Origin of the sequence: Serratia proteamaculans (assembly GCF_013337185.1) — a bacterium.
GTDB classification, from domain to species: Bacteria; Pseudomonadota; Gammaproteobacteria; order Enterobacterales; family Enterobacteriaceae; genus Serratia; species Serratia proteamaculans_D.
In genome coordinates, this window is the sequence record NZ_SWDE01000003.1 from 262,826 (window position 1) to 278,400 (window position 15,575).

Consider the following 15,575-nt stretch of genomic DNA (forward strand, 5'->3'; position numbering starts at 1 on the left):
AGAATAGGTACGGTTAATTAAATAATCTGACGTGTTAATAAATTGTTGCCTTAAATTGACTATGTGCCGCTTCTTCACTAATGTGAATAATCAAATATCGAAACTTACTTAAGGTTTTATGCAAGTAAAAAAGCGTGCGATTTTAGGGCAGTTATCGGATATGGATCTGCGCTTGCTGCGGGTGTTTAAGGTAGTGGTCGACTGTGGTGGCATGAGCGCCGCCGAACTGGAGCTGAATATCAGCCTGTCGACCATCAGCAAACATATCAAGGATCTGGAGCAGCGACTGGGTCTGACGCTGTGCCACCGCGGGCGCGAGGGGTTTGCGGTCACTGACGAAGGGCTGCTGATTTACCAGGAAACCATTAACCTGCTGGCGGCAACCGAGGCTTTTCGCCGTGGGGTAGATGACGTACATCAGCGCCTGGGCGGGCAACTGCACGTGGCGATATTCGATCATACCGTCAGCAACCCGCAGGCGCATATTGGCCGGGCAATTGCGTTATTTAGCGAACAGGCACCGGAAGTTTCTTTGCAAATGTATGTCGAGCCAATAAATACCATTGAACGTGGCGTTATTGACGGTCAATTTCAGATTGGCATTATTCCCATGCATCGCAGTGCGGAAAGTTTATCTTATAGTTCCTTATTTAGTGAGAGGATGTTCTTATATTGCGGCGCGCAACATGAATTATTTTCCGTTAATCACGAGGGGCTGAATTGGGATCTGTTGCACAATTATGCCTTTGCCGGATTAGGTTATCACTCGCCGAATATGGAGCTGAGCCTGCAGCAGCATTTGCAGCGCAAGGCGACGGGATTTGCTCAGGAATCTATCGCCACCTTAATCCTCTCCGGCAAGTACGTGGGTTTTCTGCCCGACCACTATGCGGCGTTTTTTGTCGCGCAAAATATGATGCGGGCGATCAAACCGGCGCTGTTCCGTTACCATTGCGAGTATTCCAGCGTGTTGCGGCGTTCACCCAGCCCACAGCGGGTAGTCAAGCTGTTCCACGAATGCCTGCTGGCGACCCATGGAACGGCTTGAGTAATCTGCGTCCTGCCAAAAGCCCGCGAACAACCCATGCTTTAACCTCCTCACAGGCGATTGAAATACAGTCAGTTAACTGAGTGACACAGGGACATGAAAATGAACACGGGAAAAATAAAGCTCTTCTCTACCGCCAGAACCGAGGTCTATTGTTTGACGGAAGATTTCGTCCCGGCGATGCAGACCTTCTTGCTGAACAATAAACAGAAATTTGCGCCTTTTGAGCCACTGCGTACTGAGGACTATTATTCCCACGCCAGTATCAGCCAGCGCATTGGCGCATCCTGGCCCGATTATCAGGATAGGAAATGCCTGCTGTTGGTTTTCTCATTAAAGGATTCAGATGAAATTGCAGGAAGCGTCAATTTTACCAACTTTGTCTACGGGGTCTTTCAGGCAGGCTATCTGGGATTCTCTCTGGATCAACAACATGAAGGACGAGGATTGATGTCTGAAGTGTTGGCAGCGGCCCTCGATTATGTCTATCAGCAGTATGGCTTACACCGTATTATGGCCAATCATCTGGCGGATAATCAGCGCAGCAAAAATACGCTGGCGAAACTGGGTTTTGTACAAGAAGGCTTTGCGCGGTCTTATCTGAAAATTAACGGAAAATGGCAGGATCATGTACTGAACTCGTACGTTTTTCCGGTGAGTGAGCAGGAGTAATCATGGTGAGCAGCACCCGTCCTGGATTTATTTGAAGCACGGACTTTTCAGGGGGGCGTTGCCTGCTCGAACTGGAAATATACCGCCGTTACCTGTTGCGTAAAGAGGGTATTGTCGAGCAGGCATTCGGTGCGACTCGCCTTTGAAAGGCCGTTTACTGGTCTTTCTTCTTGCCAAAAATCTTGATCAGTACGCCGACCAGGATACCGATGGCGATGCCAGTGAAAATCCAGCTGATAATACCCATTTCCCATCTCCCGCTATTACTTTGATCAAATTATATAATCATTCGACGCGGAAAGCGCCTTCGATCATTAGCTGCCGCTGCGGCGCGCTGTAGTCGATCAGAGAGTTTTTGCTGTTGGATTTTGCCAGCGTGACCGCCAGTTCATCGGCGGTAATCGGCAGGTCGTCCTGCCAGAAGCTGGCGATGGCGTTGCGGGTAATAAAGTCGATCAGATAGCGCTCCGGGCTGTCCTGCTGGTCGGGAAACAGGCGGGCGGCAAGTTCGGCCATCAGGGCTCGTTGCTGCGGTTGGTCGCTTTGCGCCAGCAGTTCGAGGAACGGCAACAGCAGGCGGCCACAGACCTGGCCGTGGTGATAATCACGCAAGGCGCCTACCTCGCCGGCAATGCCGTGGATCACCCCCAAACCTGCGGCGCTCAGCGTCAGCCCGCCAAGGTAGGAGGCCTGCATAATATCCTCGCGCGCCTGGGCACTGCGGTTAAGTGCCGGCCAGGCGAGCAGGAAATGGCGGATGCCGGTCAGCGACATTTCGCGCGTCATGGCGTTGGCGGTTTTGGACAAGTAGGCTTCGAATAAATGGGTGAAGGCATCGATGGCACAATAGGCCAATACCTTGTCCGGCGTACCTTCCAGCAGCTGCGGGTCCAGAATGGCGGTATGCGGCACAAAGTTGTTATGGCGCAGCGAGGCTTTCACCTTGCTCAATTGAGTGTCGGTGATCACCGCATTCTGGGTGACTTCGCTGCCGGTACCGGCGGTGGTCGGAATGGCGATTAGCGGCAGCGTGGCTCCGCTGATTTTGGTATCGCCGATCTTTTCCATATAGCGCAGGGTCGGTAGCGGGTGCTCCACCAGGGCGGCGAACGCTTTGGCGGCATCCAGCACGCTGCCACCGCCGATGGCGACGACACGCTGGGCTTTTCCGCGCCAGCGTGCCACCCAGGCGTCTATCTCCTGCGGTGAGGCTTCGTGGCTGACGATCTCGGTGCCGATCAACAGCGGTGTCAACGCATCGGCCAGAGAAGAGTACACCGCGCCATTGAGGAATGAACGACAGCTAAACAGCAGCGTCGGCTGCGGGTCAGCGGTCAATAATGGGATCAGTTGGCTGATACTGCCGTGGCCGAACCAGGTATGGCGGTTGGCGATCGTCAGGCTGGTAGTCATGGTCTCTCCTTGGCGCGCGAAAACCCCAGCATAATCCAGCCTCTGCGGCTGAACCACTGCTTTTCACTGCCTGAAAGGCATTCCGTTAATATATTAACTCTGGGCCTCTGGGCCAGACGGCAATAACCGGGCGAAGGTGTGATTTGTTTAACATGTAAACAATTGTGCTGTTGCATTTGGCGCTATTGAGTGTTTTCTATAACAAGCAGGCCACGGCATAGCCGAAATAAAGTGATTGTTAATTTATTAATGATGGCGAGGCGAAGATGAATATTCAGGTCGAAAGATTATCAGCAGTGATCGACGCGGTGGCGACGGCACGCTTCTATCCCAGCCTGCTGGCCTGGCTGGAAGGTTTCTTCGCCTTCGATAACGCCATTGTTTACGCCTTCGAACGTGGTCAGGCACCACGCTGCCTGATCAAAACCGAGAAAGAAAACAGTGACGCGGTCAATCAACTCTACCAGCAGGGCGCTTACCTGCAGGATCCGTTTTATCAGGCGCTGAACGGCGGGGGATGCGGTGAGGTATTGACCCTGCGCCAACTGGCGCCCTGTGGTTTTTATCATACGGATTATTATCGCAATTTTTATCGCAAGACCGGCTGGCATGATGAAGCCGGCGTGCTGCTGCCGCTGACGGCGGAACGCGGGCTGGGTGTGTTTTTTGGCTCGGCACGCCAGTCTGTGGGGGTTCGTTCCCCGCAACTGGCTGACCTGCGTGACGCATTGACGCTGTTGAAAAGCGTCGCTCGTCTGCATGGCGAAGTGCGGGTTGCGCCTGCCACGCCAGATCGGGTAACCGACAGTGCCGTACAGGCGCGTTATCTGTTGACCCCACGCGAGCGTGAGATTGTGGATCTGATCCTCGACGGCTGCGGTTCACAGCAGATCGCCGATCGGCTGTTTATCAGTCTGGGCACGGTAAAAAACCACCGCAAAAACATCTACAGCAAGCTGGATATTGGTTCGCAGGCCGAACTGTTCAGCCTGTTGCTGGCCGCGCCGCTGCGTCGCAGCGCCTGAGTGTTAATTATTTGTTGCGAATGTCCCTAAGGGGACATGGTGGCCGCCGGGCCGCTTGCTGATAATCCGATGACAGAGCTGGGTCATCGGGAGTGCGGCAGTGAATAATAATATCGAATCCTTAACCTATTACGCAGCAACCAAAAAGTACGATCTGCGCTTCCCGACGCTGGAAGAGGATCTGGACGTTGACGTGGTGATCATCGGCGGTGGTTTCTCCGGCATCAATACCGCGCTGGAGTTGGCGGAGCGGGGTATCACCAATATCGCTATTCTGGAAGGCCGCCATTTGGGTTACGGCGGCACCGGACGCAATGGCGGGCAGGTGATGGCCGGCATCGGCCACGATCTGGAGAAAATCAAACGTCACGTCGGCCCGGCCGGGCTGGAAACCATCTTTAAAATCAGCAATCTCGGCGCCGGGATCATTCGCGAACGGATAAAAAAATACCAAATCGATGCCGATTTCTGCTTTGGCTACGGCTACCTCGGCAGCAATGCGCGCCAGGAGAAAACCTTGCGCAGTTGGCTGAAGGAATTCAAGGCGGTCTCGCCGGATGAAGAAATTGAACTCTATACCGGCGCTGAGGTGAAGCAGGTGGTGGGATCGGACGCCTACACCTGTGCATTGAAACACATGGGCGGCGGCCACGTGCATTCGCTCAATCTGCTACTGGGCGAGGCCCAGGCGCTGAGTGGTTACGGCGTGAAGATCTTCGAAAACAGCAGTGTGATTGACGTGGAGTATGGCCAGCGCATCAAGGTGCGCACCGCCATGGGCTCAGTGCGGGCCAACAAGATGCTGTGGGCGTGTAACGGTTTTCTCAACGGCATGGAGCCGTTCATCTACAACAAAACCATCAATACCTATGCCTTCCAACTGGCGACCGAACCTCTGTCTGACGAGCTGATCCGCCAGATCAGCCCGATCCGCGGGGCTTACAGCGACATCCGTCCGGTGATCGACTATTACCGGGTGACCAACGAAAACCGCCTGCTGTTCGGCAGCGCTACCCGATTGATCGAATACATTCCGGCGGATCTCAAAGCCTGGAACCGTAACCTGATGCTGAAGGTGTTCCCCTATCTGCACGACGTCAAAATTGACCTGGCCTGGGGCGGGCCGCTGTGTTGCAGCGCCAACCTGTTCCCGCAGATCGGGACTTTGCCGCAGCACGACAACGTGTTCTACGTGCAGGGTTATTCCGGCTTTGGCGTAACCCCGAGCCATATCGTTTGCAAGGTGTTGGCGGAGGGCATGAGTGAAGGATCCGATCGATACGATCTGATGAGTTCGATCCCACACGTCAATATCTTCGGCAAGGACAAACTGCGGCGGGTGATGACCACCGCCGGCAAGGTGTGGCACCAGACATCCGGCTACTGGAAAGGCCGCCGTTAATTGTTATCACAGGAGAGAGAAATGAAACCATTACTGCTTAAACAACCGCTGCCTGAACTGCTGGACATTGGCAGCGTCAGCAACCTGGGTGCCACCGTGATCGCCGGTGAGCCGAACGTCGGCGTGGCGGGCATTTTTGGGGAGGCGACCGACAACCTGAGCTGCGGTATCTTTAGCTGCACCCGTGGCATCTTCGTGATGGAGTATCCGTTCGCCGAACATGCCACGGTGTGGGAAGGCACGGCGACCCTGACCGACGAGAACACCGGTCAATCCGTAAAGTATCAGGCCGGTGACTCATGGTTTGTCGAAAAGGGGACCCCGGTGCGCTGGGAGATTACCTCCGATCGCTTTGTGAAACACTATCTGGCGATTGTCGAAGGCTGATGCCGAACTTCCCCCTTTCCGCCGGGAAAGGGGGACTCGCTAGCCCAGCACCCGCTCAATAAAATCGCCGATCCGCCTTAATATCTGATCCTTGTTGGTCTCGTTAAAGCTTTCATGCCGTCCGCCCGGATTGATCATGACTTCAAAATCTTTACCCTTCAGCAGGTTAATGGCGGTTTGTGATTGTGCCATTAGCACCAGCCGGTCGTCCTCGCCGTGTATCCACAGCGTGGGCAATGTGCCAAAGCCTGGCCCGGCGTTGATTTTGGCCTGCATCTGCTGGATGGCGTGCAATGTTGGGCGTTTGAATGGCCCATGCCACACCAGCGGATCGGCCTGATAGGCAATGCCGACCGCCGGATCGCGCGACAGGGTGGCGGTATCTAGCGGCTCATCGGGGATCTTCGGTAACGCCAGCAGATCGGAGATCTGGGTTCTTTCGCCGATCAACGGGCCTGACAGCACCAGCGCACGCAGGTTATCGCCATAACGCTGAACGTAACGGGTGGCGATCATGCCGCCCATGGAATGGCCTATGACCACCAGCGGCAGATCAGGGTGCAATGCCTTAAAATGCTCAACTGTGCGGTGAACGTCGTCGACTACAGCATCATAATCCTCAATCAATACGCGTTCACCCTGTGACAATCCATGGCCGAGATGGTCGGGGCCGAATACCCGTGCGCCCTGCGCCTCTAAGGTGCGCGCCACGTACTGATAGCGGCCCAGATGTTCGCCGTAACCGTGCACCAATAGCGCCAGAAAGCGCGGCTGGTCATGGCCCCAGTCATGCACTGCGATATCGCCCTGGCTGCCTTTGATAAAGCTGATTTTTTGTTCAGACATATCATTGTTCTCATCGGAAGGGTCATATTCAGCGTAGCGGCAAAGCCAGAATTGCCAAGGGGCACAACGTGCTGTGCCCCGAAGAGAAATTACAGTTTGAATTGTTGTGCCAGCCGGTCGATAGCCTGACGCTGGAACTGATTAAAGGCCTCGCGTGGCTGCTGTTGCTGGATAAAGGCCAGCAGCGGATCCTGCACTTCGGTGCGGATGCCGCTGAGCTGCTCCATCACCGCCAGGCCGCAGAACGGCACGTAGGATTCGGCGTACCCCCCTTCGTGTACCATCACCAGTTTGCCGTTGCACAGACGATCGGCGGCGTCCTGCACCAAAGCCGTCATGCTGCGAAAACTGTCGCTGTGCAACTGCATGCGTGCCAAGGGATCGATGGCGTTGGCATCGTAGCCACAGGCGACAATGATCAGTTCCGGCTGGAATTGCTCCAGCGCCGGGATAACGATTTGGCGCATCGCATACAGGTAGCCGTCGTCACCGGCACCGGCCAGCAGCGGAATATTGATGTTATGGCCTTCACCCGCTCCGGCACCACGGTCTTGTTCACCGGAATACCCGGCGGGGAAGCACCCGTCCTGATGCAGCGACAGCGTCAACACGTCGTCCCGCTGCCAGTAGATATGCTGGGTACCATTGCCGTGATGTACGTCCCAGTCGAGCACCGCGACTTTGCCCAGGCCGTATTTAGCCTTGGCTCGTTCGATGGCGATCGGGATATTGGCCAAAAAGCAAAAGCCCATCGACTGGTCCGGCAGGCAGTGGTGGCCGGGTGGGCGCGACAGCGCATAGGCGTTTTCCAGTTCGCCCTGCAGTACCGCTTCGACGGCGGCGCAGGCCAACCCGGCGGACAGTTTGGCGATTTCATAACTGCCCGGCCCCAGCGGGGCTTCCTCTCCCAGCATACCGCCGCCGTTGTCGCTTAACTGTTTGAAACGTTGCAGATAGTCGGCCGGGTGAATGCGCAGCAGGTCTTCATCGGTCGCCAGCTCGGCGCTCAGCAGTGTGAGCTGGCGCGACAGGCCGGACACGTCCATCAGGTTCTTCATCCTCCGTTTGGTCTCCGGTGACTCGGCATGGCCGGCCCCCGAAGGCGGTTGCACCCAGCCGCCGACCGGCAGTGTGGTGGCGTGCAGGCCGGTGCTGTGCCAGAAGCAGCGTTCATCAAACAAGAAACCGGTTTTTCTTTTCACCTTTTTACTCCTGTTAAACGGCGCGGCGTGCGCGCGGTGAAGCCAACAAAATCAACAGTAACGACAGCAAGGAGCAGCCCAGCGCACCGGCCAGCAGTGCGTCGAAACCGCCGAAAGATTCAATCAGATAACCGGCCAGCGTCGGGCCAATCGCCATCCCACCGCCAATCACCAGATTGATGCTGTTCATCAACTTGCCGTTGTTATCCAGCCCGGCGACGCGAGCCAGAATAAACGGCAGTACAAAGGTCCAGGTGAATTTGAACAACACGGCGGCCACCGCAAAGCGCAGCAGCAGGGGCTCACGAGTCAGCAGCGCGATGCCGGCGATCAACAAGCCATAGCTCAGCCAAATCAGTCGATTACCCGCGTGTCGCACCCGGATTAACGCCGCACCTCCGGCACCGGCGATGCCGAACAGCGTGGCCGTGGCCAGTATCTGTCCGCTATTGACCGGCGAAAGGCCGGCAGCGGCAGCGATGCTGCCGATAAAGGTCCAGACCGCGCTCAGGCTGATGTAAAAAGTCAGTACCGCCAGCACGGCGAAGGCTTTACGCAGCCAGGGGGTTGTAGCGTGATGGGCGGCGGATGGCACCGGGTGAAACCCGCTGGGGAAGGCAGCGATCAGCGGCAGGCAGCACAGCATGATAGCCGCCAGGATCAGATAGACCGCCATCAGGCCAAAATGGGCAAACAATGCAGGCAGGACCAGCAGCCCGATCGTTCCCAGCACCAGTTGGCCCAGTACCCACAGGGCATAGACCCGGCTGGGGTTGGCGGTGCCGGCGGCGCAGGTGATGCACAGGATCATCAAGGTGCCGCCCGCCAGCGAAGCGACAAAGCGCAACCCCAGCAGCAGGCTGAAATCGTTGACCCAAGCCGAGGCCAGGTTACCGGCGATAAACATCCCTGCCGCCAGCGCTGCCACCCGGCGCCAGTTAACGCGACCAATCCACCACCAGGCGGGCAGCGTGGCCAGGCTCATCGCCCCCAGTTCGGTTGAAAACAGGTGGCCGACTTGCGCCGGGGTCAGCTGCCACTGGCTGGCCAGTTGTGCCGCTACCGCCGGTGCGGTCATCAGGATGCCAGGCGCAATGGCGGCAAAGATAATAATGGCGGTCAACAGCCGCGGCGGGCAGGGGAGGGCCGCCCCGGCTGCGGGTACGGAAACAGAATCACTGGACATAAAAATTATCTCCACCGGGCAAGTCTGGGTCAGATATATCCGCGGTACCCTATTTTGGGCAGGCGGAAACCGCGCCATTAATGAATGGCGAATAATTAACGCGTTTAATTTATCGGTTATAAGCCATTGCTATGGCTTAATTTATTAACCGTGCGCAATAAAGCTGCTGGCGACCAATTCGGTGCGATTGACGACTTCGGTTTTGGCAAAAATATTACGCATATGGGTTTTTACTGTGGAAAGGGAAATACCCAATTTCAGTGCTATGCGTTTATTACTGGCCCCTTCGCGCACCATATTGACGATCTCTTGCTCCTTGGCGGTCAGCAATTGGGCCTCCCCGCCGGGCAACAGATCGCGGGTCGCCAGTTCTATCAGCGGCATCACCGCCCGCAGGCGACCGCGTTCGAGTTCGGTAAACGGCGTATCGCGAATCAAAGACACCCCGGCGACAATGCGCTTACGCTGGCGGATAAATATCTCCGTCATATCGCGCATATTATTGGGCAGCATAAAGTCATGATAATAATGGCGGTTATTGTTGATTGCCGCCGGGCTCATCCCGACCATATTGATATCCTGCTGGTGGAAGTTGGCCGGTTTAAGCGGGTCAATCTGCTGGAAATGGTTCAAATACTGCTGATGGGTTTTATCGGAAATGTCATGCAAAATATAATGGTCTGGCCGCAGATCCGAGTTCACCAAATAAAATACCCCGGCGGATACCGGGATCAGGTGCGCAATGGTGTTCAGGCAGCTAGTGATAAAGGCATCGGATGGTGTAGTGTGCATGATTCATTTCCTCCTTTTATCATTCAGACTGGAGAACTGCCGCGGTCAATATATGAACGATACAAGCATAGTTGTAGCAATTTCGCAACACAATAAAAACATATTAACAACGTGAGCCGGATTGCAATAAAATACATAAATAACAAGGTGACGGCCGGTGGTTGAAGTCCCAGGTGGTCATTGGGTGCCCATATTTCATTAATATATTAACGAGTGTGCTGTGTCCTTCCCGCTGAATTTACAGCGATTTCCCATTTAGAGTGACGTCCCCACCACGAATCGTCCTTTTATCACCCCCGTTTAGCCGCCATCGGCGTCTCGTTCCTAAGAACGATAGACAAACGCAACCTCTCTTATTCCCCGGTAAAAACCGCTTCGATCCGGTTAAAACCATAACGGTTGGCCGGGCGACCAGGGTAAGACGAAAAAGCTATGGCTCGGCCTCGTTCTTAAGGACGATAGTCAGCATTTTCTTTTCCTCTCTATAGTGATATTGCCGCCACTGGCGACGTTACACCTGCAAATGCAACATCAGGGCAAAACGATAAAACTATAAGAGGAAATACCCATGAACCTGTCGTCGCGGCTTCACGCCCATCTTGAGCGGGGCAAGGTCGGATTCCCTACCACGCTGGCCAGTTCGGTCGGGGTGATTATGGCCAGTCCGGTGATCCTCACCGTCACCAGCGGTTTCGGTATCGGCGGTGATACCTTCGCGCTGGCGATGCTGATCGCCTTTATCATGATGCAGGCCCAGCTCACCACCTTCTCCGAGGCGGCGGCGATACTGCCGACTTCCGGCTCGGTGTATGACTATATCGCCTGCGGCATGGGACGCTTTTTTGCCATTACCGGCGCACTGTCGGCTTACCTGATCGTGCACATCTTTGCCGGTACCGCCGAAACCATTCTCTCCGGCATCATGGCGCTGGTGAATTTCGAGCACCTCAACACCCTGATGGAAACTCACAATGCCTCCTGGATGGTCGGGGTTGGGCTGGTGGTGGTGTTCGGCATCCTCAACGCCTTCGGCATTGAGGCGTTCGGTAAGGCGGAAATCGTGCTGACCTTCGCCATGTGGAGCACGCTGGTGATCTTCGGCATTGCCGGATTGCTTTCACCGCATGCGGTACCGCTGGAAGGCTGGTTCGGCAGCACGCTGAGCCTGAACGATCCGTTCGCGGTGTTCAGCCTGATCGGCATGGCGATGTTTATGTTCGTCGGCTGCGAACTGGTTACGCCGATGGCACCGGAGATCAAACGCTCGGCCAGTGTGATCCCGCGAGCCATGTCGCTGGGGTTGTGCGGCGTGGCGGTTTGCATGGCGTTATACGGCGCAGCGCTCAGCCACCAGGTGGAAAACGTGCTGGTGGATGCCGCCAATGGCGTCCATCTGCTGGACACGCCGATGGCCATTCCGGCCTTTGCCGGCCAGGTGATGGGGGAATTCGGCAAATACTGGCTGGGCATCGGGCTGCTGCTGGCCGGGGCAGCGACCATCAATACGCTGATGGCGGCGGTGCCGCGTATTCTCTACGGGATGGCGCTGGATGGCGCGCTGCCGCGCATTTTCGCTTATCTGCATCCGCGTTTTAAAACCCCGGTGGTGGGGATCCTGGTGGCGGTATTGATCCCCTGCGTGCACGCTTTTGCCATCCAGGGCAACCTCGACCGTATTATTCCGCTGGTGCTGGCGGCGGTGTGCGCCTGGGGCGTGGCCTATCTGCTGGTGACCTGTTCGGTGGTGATCCTGCGCATCCGCCGTCCGGATCTGCCGCGTGCCTACAAATCGCCCTGGTTCCCGCTGCCGCAAATCGTCTCCAGCGTCGGTATCGTGCTGGCGATTATCTATATCACTCCGCCAGGCATGAACCCGCGCGCGGTGTATATCCCTTTCAGCATCATGATTGGCCTGACAGCCGCTTACGCGCTGTTTTGGACCCTGTGCGTGCAGAAGGTCAACCCGTTCAAACCGGTGCCGGTTGAGCAGGTGCTGGAAACCGCTTTTGCCAAGGCAGAAAACGAGGAGGCGCAGTTTGATCGGCTTACTTCCCTCACTTAACCGCCTGTGGCAGCGAACGCCGACAGGCTATCAGCCGGGGGTGACCCTCAGCCGCCTGGCGAACAATCTGCAGCCCTACGCCTGCGAGCGCGTTGCGCCGTGCCTGCTGCGGCTGATGTTGCCACAGGGGCCGGTTGTCGACATCAGCGAACAGGTTAGCGCGCTGTTTATGGCACATATCGTCAGCCAGCGTTTTCAACGGCAGGGGGACTGCAGGCTGACAGAGCCGCTGACGCTGCGTATTACCGCCGGGGGATGGCTACGGCGAAGCGGCGTGGTTTATCGCGCCAGCCGGAATGACGCAACGGCGCAACGGGTGATCGCCGCCCTGCAGCGTTATCCGCAGATCGGCCAAACGCTGGAGCAACTTGATTTTCGCCGTATTCAACTGACGGTGGTTGCCGGTCGCTGGCGGCTGGAGATCGAACATTTTGCCGCATCGGAAGTGGTCAGCCGTTTGCCCGCCGCTCGTCGCTATCTGCGGCTGGAGCCGGAGCAACGGCGGTTGCTGCTCAGCAGCTTGCTGATGATCGGCCAATTGATGGAGAAAATCGATGAGTAGAGTGGTGGTGATTACCGGTGGCGGCACCGGCGTTGGGGCCGCCTGCGCCCGGTTATTGGCAGCCCATGGCGATCGGGTGTTTATCATCGGCCGCCGCCGTGAACCGCTGGCCGCACTGGCCGATGAGATTGGCGCTCAGGCGTTGGTCGGTGACGCCGCCAGCGGGGAGTGTTGGCAAAGCCTGTTGCTGCCGGCCATTTTGCAGCAGGCCGGGCGCATCGACTGTCTGATCGGTTGCGCCGGCGGCATGGGGGTGGGGCGCATTACCGAGATCGGTGACGATGCCTGGCGCCAGGCGCTGGACAGCAATCTCAACAGCGCTTTTGCCAGCGCCCGTGCCTGCCTGCCGGAACTGGTGAAAAGCGGCGGCAACCTGCTGTTTGTCGCCTCTATTGCCTCACTGGCCGCCGGGCCGGAAGTCTGCGGCTATGTGACAGCCAAACATGCGCTGATCGGGCTGATGCGATCCATCGCCCGCGATTACGGCCCGCTGGGGGTGCGCGCCAACGCGGTGTGCCCTGGTTGGGTGACGACGCCGATGGCGGATGAAGAGATGCAGCCGTTGATGGCCGCGCACCAGCTGACGCTGGAACAAGCCTACCTGCGGGTGTGCCGCGACGTGCCGTTACGCCGCCCGGCCAGTGCCGAGGAAATCGCCGGCATCTGCCGTTTTCTCTGTTCGGCAGAGGCGTCAATTATAACCGGCGCGGCGCTGGTGGCCGACGGCGGCTCAACCATTGTCGACGTGCCGACTTTGGCATTTACTTCCCTTTAAGGAGCATCAAATGAGTTCAGAAGCGATATTCATTCAGGTTGGCGCACTGGCGGAAGGCTTTGCGCCGCACAGCAATACGCTGGAACAGCAGCATGGCCTGAGCGGCACCACGCTGGCATTGCGCTTTGCCGACGGGGAAACGCTGAGCTGTCATTTCGTCGATCAGCAGACGCTGAGCTGGGGCGAGTATCGGGGCATCGCTTATCGCGCCACCAGCATTCGTCCCGGCATTCTGTTTATTGATTTTCTCGATCCTGGGCAGGATAACGCCAGTATTACGCTGGTGTGCGATCGCAATCAGGGCAATTTCACCGCGGTCTACGGCCAGTTGCCGGACGAGCAGCAAACCCGTCTGGACGCCTTCAGCCGGGTAGAACAAGGGTTGCCGCTGACGGCGGTCAATGCGGAGTTCCGCTTTGGCACGCTGGATGATGCGACCGTGGCGCCACCGCACTTCACCGATGAGTTAATCGGCATGCGCAATATGTACACCTACAGCCCGACCGAACGTTACGAACATATCTACCTGAACGACAATTTCTACGCCTGGCAGTGTCTGGACGGGGTGGAGAAAGGGTTGGCGGATGTCGATCGTTGTCACTACGTGAAGGTGGCCGAAAAACTTTACCTGTTCGTGTGGCGCGAGAAGATCGTGCCGACGCTGGGCGTGGTGATGATCGATCTGCAGGGCATGCGCACTGACGGCAAGATCCTCGGTTATCAGGGCAGCGATTTCAGTGCGCTGAGCAATTTTGCCGTGGGAGCCCATGCGCAGGTGCTAAACACCACTCGTCATCCACGGGTATAGGCCGATGAAGACAACTTATGCGGCGGATGCCTTTAGCGGCCAGGTGGTGCTGGTGACCGGCGGCGCGCAGGGCATTGGGCTGGCGATTGTCAGCGCCTTTGCCCGGCTGGGGGCGACGGTGGTGATGGCGGATCTGCAACTGCAGAAGGCGCAGGATGCCGCCGAGACGCTACAGCAGCAGGGATGGCGGGTGCAGGCGATGGCCTGCGACCTGGCCGACCCAGGGCAAATAGCCGAACTGGTGGCGGCGGTGGGACAGCAACATCAGCGGCTGGATGTGGTGGTTCACAACGCGGCCTACTTCCCGTTGACCCCCTTTGCCGAAATTGACGCGGTGCTGCTGCAACGCACGCTGAGCGTCAATCTGATGGCGCCGTTTTTTCTGGCACAGGCGGCGCAGGTATGGATGCAACGCCAGGGAGGCGGCTGCATTTTGGTGACTTCGTCGGTGACCGGGCCACGGGTGGCTTATCCCGGGCTGGCACACTATGCCGCCTCCAAAGCCGGGGTGAACGGTTTTATTCGCGCGGCGGCGCTGGAGCTGGCGGCGGCGGGTATTCGGGTCAATGGTGTGGAGCCGGGGATGATCCGCACGCCGGCCATGGCCAATCTGGGGGGCGCAGAGGTCAATCAGGCGATTGCCGCAGCGGTGCCCCTCGGGCGGCTGGGGGAGCCGGAAGACATCGCGGCGGCGATGGTGTTTCTCGCCTCTCCGGCGGCGGCCTATATTACCGGACAAACGCTGGTGGTGGACGGCGGCGCATTACTCCCCGAGGCTCATCCGTAGGGGACGAACAGGTTCGTCCCGATTTATACGGGCGCAGCAGGCAGCGCCCCTAAAGCTTTTTTGTTGGGTGGGCAGTCACGTTGGCGGGCAGTTGGTCGCCCAGCCGGATCAGTTCGTCCAGCAAGGTCATCAGTTGGCCCATCTTCTGCTGCGAAAACGCGGCCTCAATCTCGGCGTAACCCTTTTCTATCTGATGGCGTGCCACATCATATAACTCCTGGCCCTGCTGGGTCAGCGACACATACAGCTTGCGCTGATCGTTAACCGGCTTCAGGCGGAAGATCAGCTTGTCGCGCTCCATGCGCGACAAAATGCCGGTCAGGCTGGGGCGCAGAATGCAGGTTTCTGCCGCCAACTCGTGGAACTCAATTGAACGGCTGTTGGCCAACACGCGAATGATGCGCCACTGCTGCTCGGTCAGATTATGGCTTTTCAGGATCGGGCGGAAAAACCCCATGGCGGTTTCACGCGCCTGCAGCAGGGCAATGGTCAAGGATTCATGCATAGATTTGGCCTTAGCTATCAAGGTGTTCGTTATTCCGCTACCGCTCGCAGGCAATGCCCGGTGCAGTCTGGATTTATTAATAACTTAATAGTAGCCAGGTTTA

16 protein-coding genes are annotated in these 15,575 nt (G+C 57.2%); 10 read left to right on the forward strand and 6 right to left on the reverse strand.

All coding sequences use genetic code 11. From position 1 onward, the window contains the following. The first annotated feature begins 118 nt into the window (after positions 1–118). Complete coding sequence (locus FCL49_RS14780; protein ID WP_174354158.1) at positions 119–1,048, forward strand: LysR family transcriptional regulator; 930 nt, start codon at positions 119–121, stop codon at positions 1,046–1,048. Positions 1,049–1,150: 102 nt separating this feature from the next. Further along, positions 1,151–1,720, forward strand: a complete 570-nt coding sequence (locus tag FCL49_RS14785; RefSeq protein WP_174354159.1) for a GNAT family N-acetyltransferase — start codon at positions 1,151–1,153, stop codon at positions 1,718–1,720. 285 nt (positions 1,721–2,005) lie between these two features. Here FCL49_RS14785 and FCL49_RS14790 read toward each other — a convergent pair whose 3' ends face one another. Next, complete coding sequence (locus tag FCL49_RS14790) at positions 2,006–3,133, reverse strand: iron-containing alcohol dehydrogenase (RefSeq protein ID WP_174354160.1); 1,128 nt, start codon at positions 3,131–3,133, stop codon at positions 2,006–2,008. Between the two features lie 266 nt (positions 3,134–3,399). On the opposite strand from FCL49_RS14790, the gene FCL49_RS14795 reads away from it, so the two are divergent. The 3 genes from FCL49_RS14795 (at position 3,400) to FCL49_RS14805 (ending at position 5,947) form a co-directional block, all read left to right on the forward strand. Next, positions 3,400–4,158 (forward strand): helix-turn-helix transcriptional regulator, encoded by a 759-nt coding sequence (locus FCL49_RS14795; RefSeq protein WP_174354161.1) that lies wholly within the window; start codon positions 3,400–3,402, stop codon positions 4,156–4,158. 100 nt (positions 4,159–4,258) lie between these two features. Beyond that, positions 4,259–5,560, forward strand: coding sequence for an NAD(P)/FAD-dependent oxidoreductase (locus tag FCL49_RS14800; RefSeq protein WP_041418871.1), 1,302 nt, complete (start codon positions 4,259–4,261; stop codon positions 5,558–5,560). A 21-nt stretch (positions 5,561–5,581) separates the two neighbouring features. Beyond that, complete coding sequence (locus FCL49_RS14805) at positions 5,582–5,947, forward strand: cupin domain-containing protein (RefSeq protein ID WP_174354162.1); 366 nt, start codon at positions 5,582–5,584, stop codon at positions 5,945–5,947. Positions 5,948–5,986: 39 nt separating this feature from the next. Here FCL49_RS14805 and FCL49_RS14810 read toward each other — a convergent pair whose 3' ends face one another. The 4 genes from FCL49_RS14810 to FCL49_RS14825 all read right to left on the reverse strand — a co-directional run bounded on the left by FCL49_RS14810 (position 5,987) and on the right by FCL49_RS14825 (position 9,973). Next, entirely contained in the window at positions 5,987–6,793 is an 807-nt protein-coding gene (locus FCL49_RS14810; protein WP_174354163.1) for an alpha/beta hydrolase, read from the reverse strand. Between the two features lie 89 nt (positions 6,794–6,882). Then, on the reverse strand, positions 6,883–7,995 hold the full coding sequence (locus FCL49_RS14815) for a class II histone deacetylase (protein ID WP_174354164.1): 1,113 nt from the start codon (positions 7,993–7,995) through the stop codon (positions 6,883–6,885). A gap of 13 nt (positions 7,996–8,008) precedes the next feature. Next, positions 8,009–9,181 (reverse strand): MFS transporter, encoded by a 1,173-nt coding sequence (locus tag FCL49_RS14820; protein WP_174354165.1) that lies wholly within the window; start codon positions 9,179–9,181, stop codon positions 8,009–8,011. Positions 9,182–9,325: 144 nt separating this feature from the next. Further along, positions 9,326–9,973, reverse strand: coding sequence for a LuxR C-terminal-related transcriptional regulator (locus FCL49_RS14825; protein ID WP_174354166.1), 648 nt, complete (start codon positions 9,971–9,973; stop codon positions 9,326–9,328). 568 nt (positions 9,974–10,541) lie between these two features. On the opposite strand from FCL49_RS14825, the gene FCL49_RS14830 reads away from it, so the two are divergent. From FCL49_RS14830 to FCL49_RS14850, 5 genes are read left to right on the forward strand one after another with little or no spacing between them, the layout of a single operon-like run. Further along, on the forward strand, positions 10,542–12,035 hold the full coding sequence (locus tag FCL49_RS14830; protein WP_174354167.1) for an APC family permease: 1,494 nt from the start codon (positions 10,542–10,544) through the stop codon (positions 12,033–12,035). Beyond that, a complete protein-coding gene (locus tag FCL49_RS14835; protein WP_174354168.1) occupies positions 12,010–12,597 on the forward strand; it encodes a DUF3156 family protein in 588 nt (195 codons plus the stop codon). The genes FCL49_RS14830 and FCL49_RS14835 overlap by 26 nt, the downstream gene beginning before the upstream one ends. Next, on the forward strand, positions 12,590–13,372 hold the full coding sequence (locus tag FCL49_RS14840; RefSeq protein ID WP_174354169.1) for an SDR family NAD(P)-dependent oxidoreductase: 783 nt from the start codon (positions 12,590–12,592) through the stop codon (positions 13,370–13,372). Before FCL49_RS14835 ends, FCL49_RS14840 begins: the two co-directional genes overlap by 8 nt. Before the next feature lie 10 nt (positions 13,373–13,382). Continuing rightward, positions 13,383–14,180: a MoaF C-terminal domain-containing protein gene (locus FCL49_RS14845; protein WP_174354170.1), complete on the forward strand. Its 798-nt coding sequence runs from the start codon at positions 13,383–13,385 to the stop codon at positions 14,178–14,180. A gap of 4 nt (positions 14,181–14,184) precedes the next feature. Next, positions 14,185–14,967, forward strand: a complete 783-nt coding sequence (locus tag FCL49_RS14850; RefSeq protein ID WP_174354171.1) for an SDR family oxidoreductase — start codon at positions 14,185–14,187, stop codon at positions 14,965–14,967. A 49-nt stretch (positions 14,968–15,016) separates the two neighbouring features. Here the strand turns inward: FCL49_RS14850 and hpaR are convergent, their stop codons facing one another. Beyond that, positions 15,017–15,472 (reverse strand): homoprotocatechuate degradation operon regulator HpaR, encoded by a 456-nt coding sequence (gene hpaR / locus FCL49_RS14855; protein ID WP_174354172.1) that lies wholly within the window; start codon positions 15,470–15,472, stop codon positions 15,017–15,019. Between the last annotated feature and the right edge of the window lie 103 nt (positions 15,473–15,575).

Coding starts and splice junctions, on each gene's coding strand:
- FCL49_RS14780 (WP_174354158.1), top strand. CDS start 119: ATGCAAGTAAAAAAGCGTGCGATTTTAGGGCAGTTATCGGATATGGAT.
- FCL49_RS14785 (WP_174354159.1), top strand. CDS start 1,151: ATGAACACGGGAAAAATAAAGCTCTTCTCTACCGCCAGAACCGAGGTC.
- FCL49_RS14790 (WP_174354160.1), bottom strand. CDS start 3,133: ATGACTACCAGCCTGACGATCGCCAACCGCCATACCTGGTTCGGCCAC.
- FCL49_RS14795 (WP_174354161.1), top strand. CDS start 3,400: ATGAATATTCAGGTCGAAAGATTATCAGCAGTGATCGACGCGGTGGCG.
- FCL49_RS14805 (WP_174354162.1), top strand. CDS start 5,582: ATGAAACCATTACTGCTTAAACAACCGCTGCCTGAACTGCTGGACATT.
- FCL49_RS14810 (WP_174354163.1), bottom strand. CDS start 6,793: ATGTCTGAACAAAAAATCAGCTTTATCAAAGGCAGCCAGGGCGATATC.
- FCL49_RS14820 (WP_174354165.1), bottom strand. CDS start 9,181: ATGTCCAGTGATTCTGTTTCCGTACCCGCAGCCGGGGCGGCCCTCCCC.
- FCL49_RS14825 (WP_174354166.1), bottom strand. CDS start 9,973: ATGCACACTACACCATCCGATGCCTTTATCACTAGCTGCCTGAACACC.
- FCL49_RS14830 (WP_174354167.1), top strand. CDS start 10,542: ATGAACCTGTCGTCGCGGCTTCACGCCCATCTTGAGCGGGGCAAGGTC.
- FCL49_RS14840 (WP_174354169.1), top strand. CDS start 12,590: ATGAGTAGAGTGGTGGTGATTACCGGTGGCGGCACCGGCGTTGGGGCC.
- FCL49_RS14845 (WP_174354170.1), top strand. CDS start 13,383: ATGAGTTCAGAAGCGATATTCATTCAGGTTGGCGCACTGGCGGAAGGC.
- FCL49_RS14850 (WP_174354171.1), top strand. CDS start 14,185: ATGAAGACAACTTATGCGGCGGATGCCTTTAGCGGCCAGGTGGTGCTG.
- hpaR (WP_174354172.1), bottom strand. CDS start 15,472: ATGCATGAATCCTTGACCATTGCCCTGCTGCAGGCGCGTGAAACCGCC.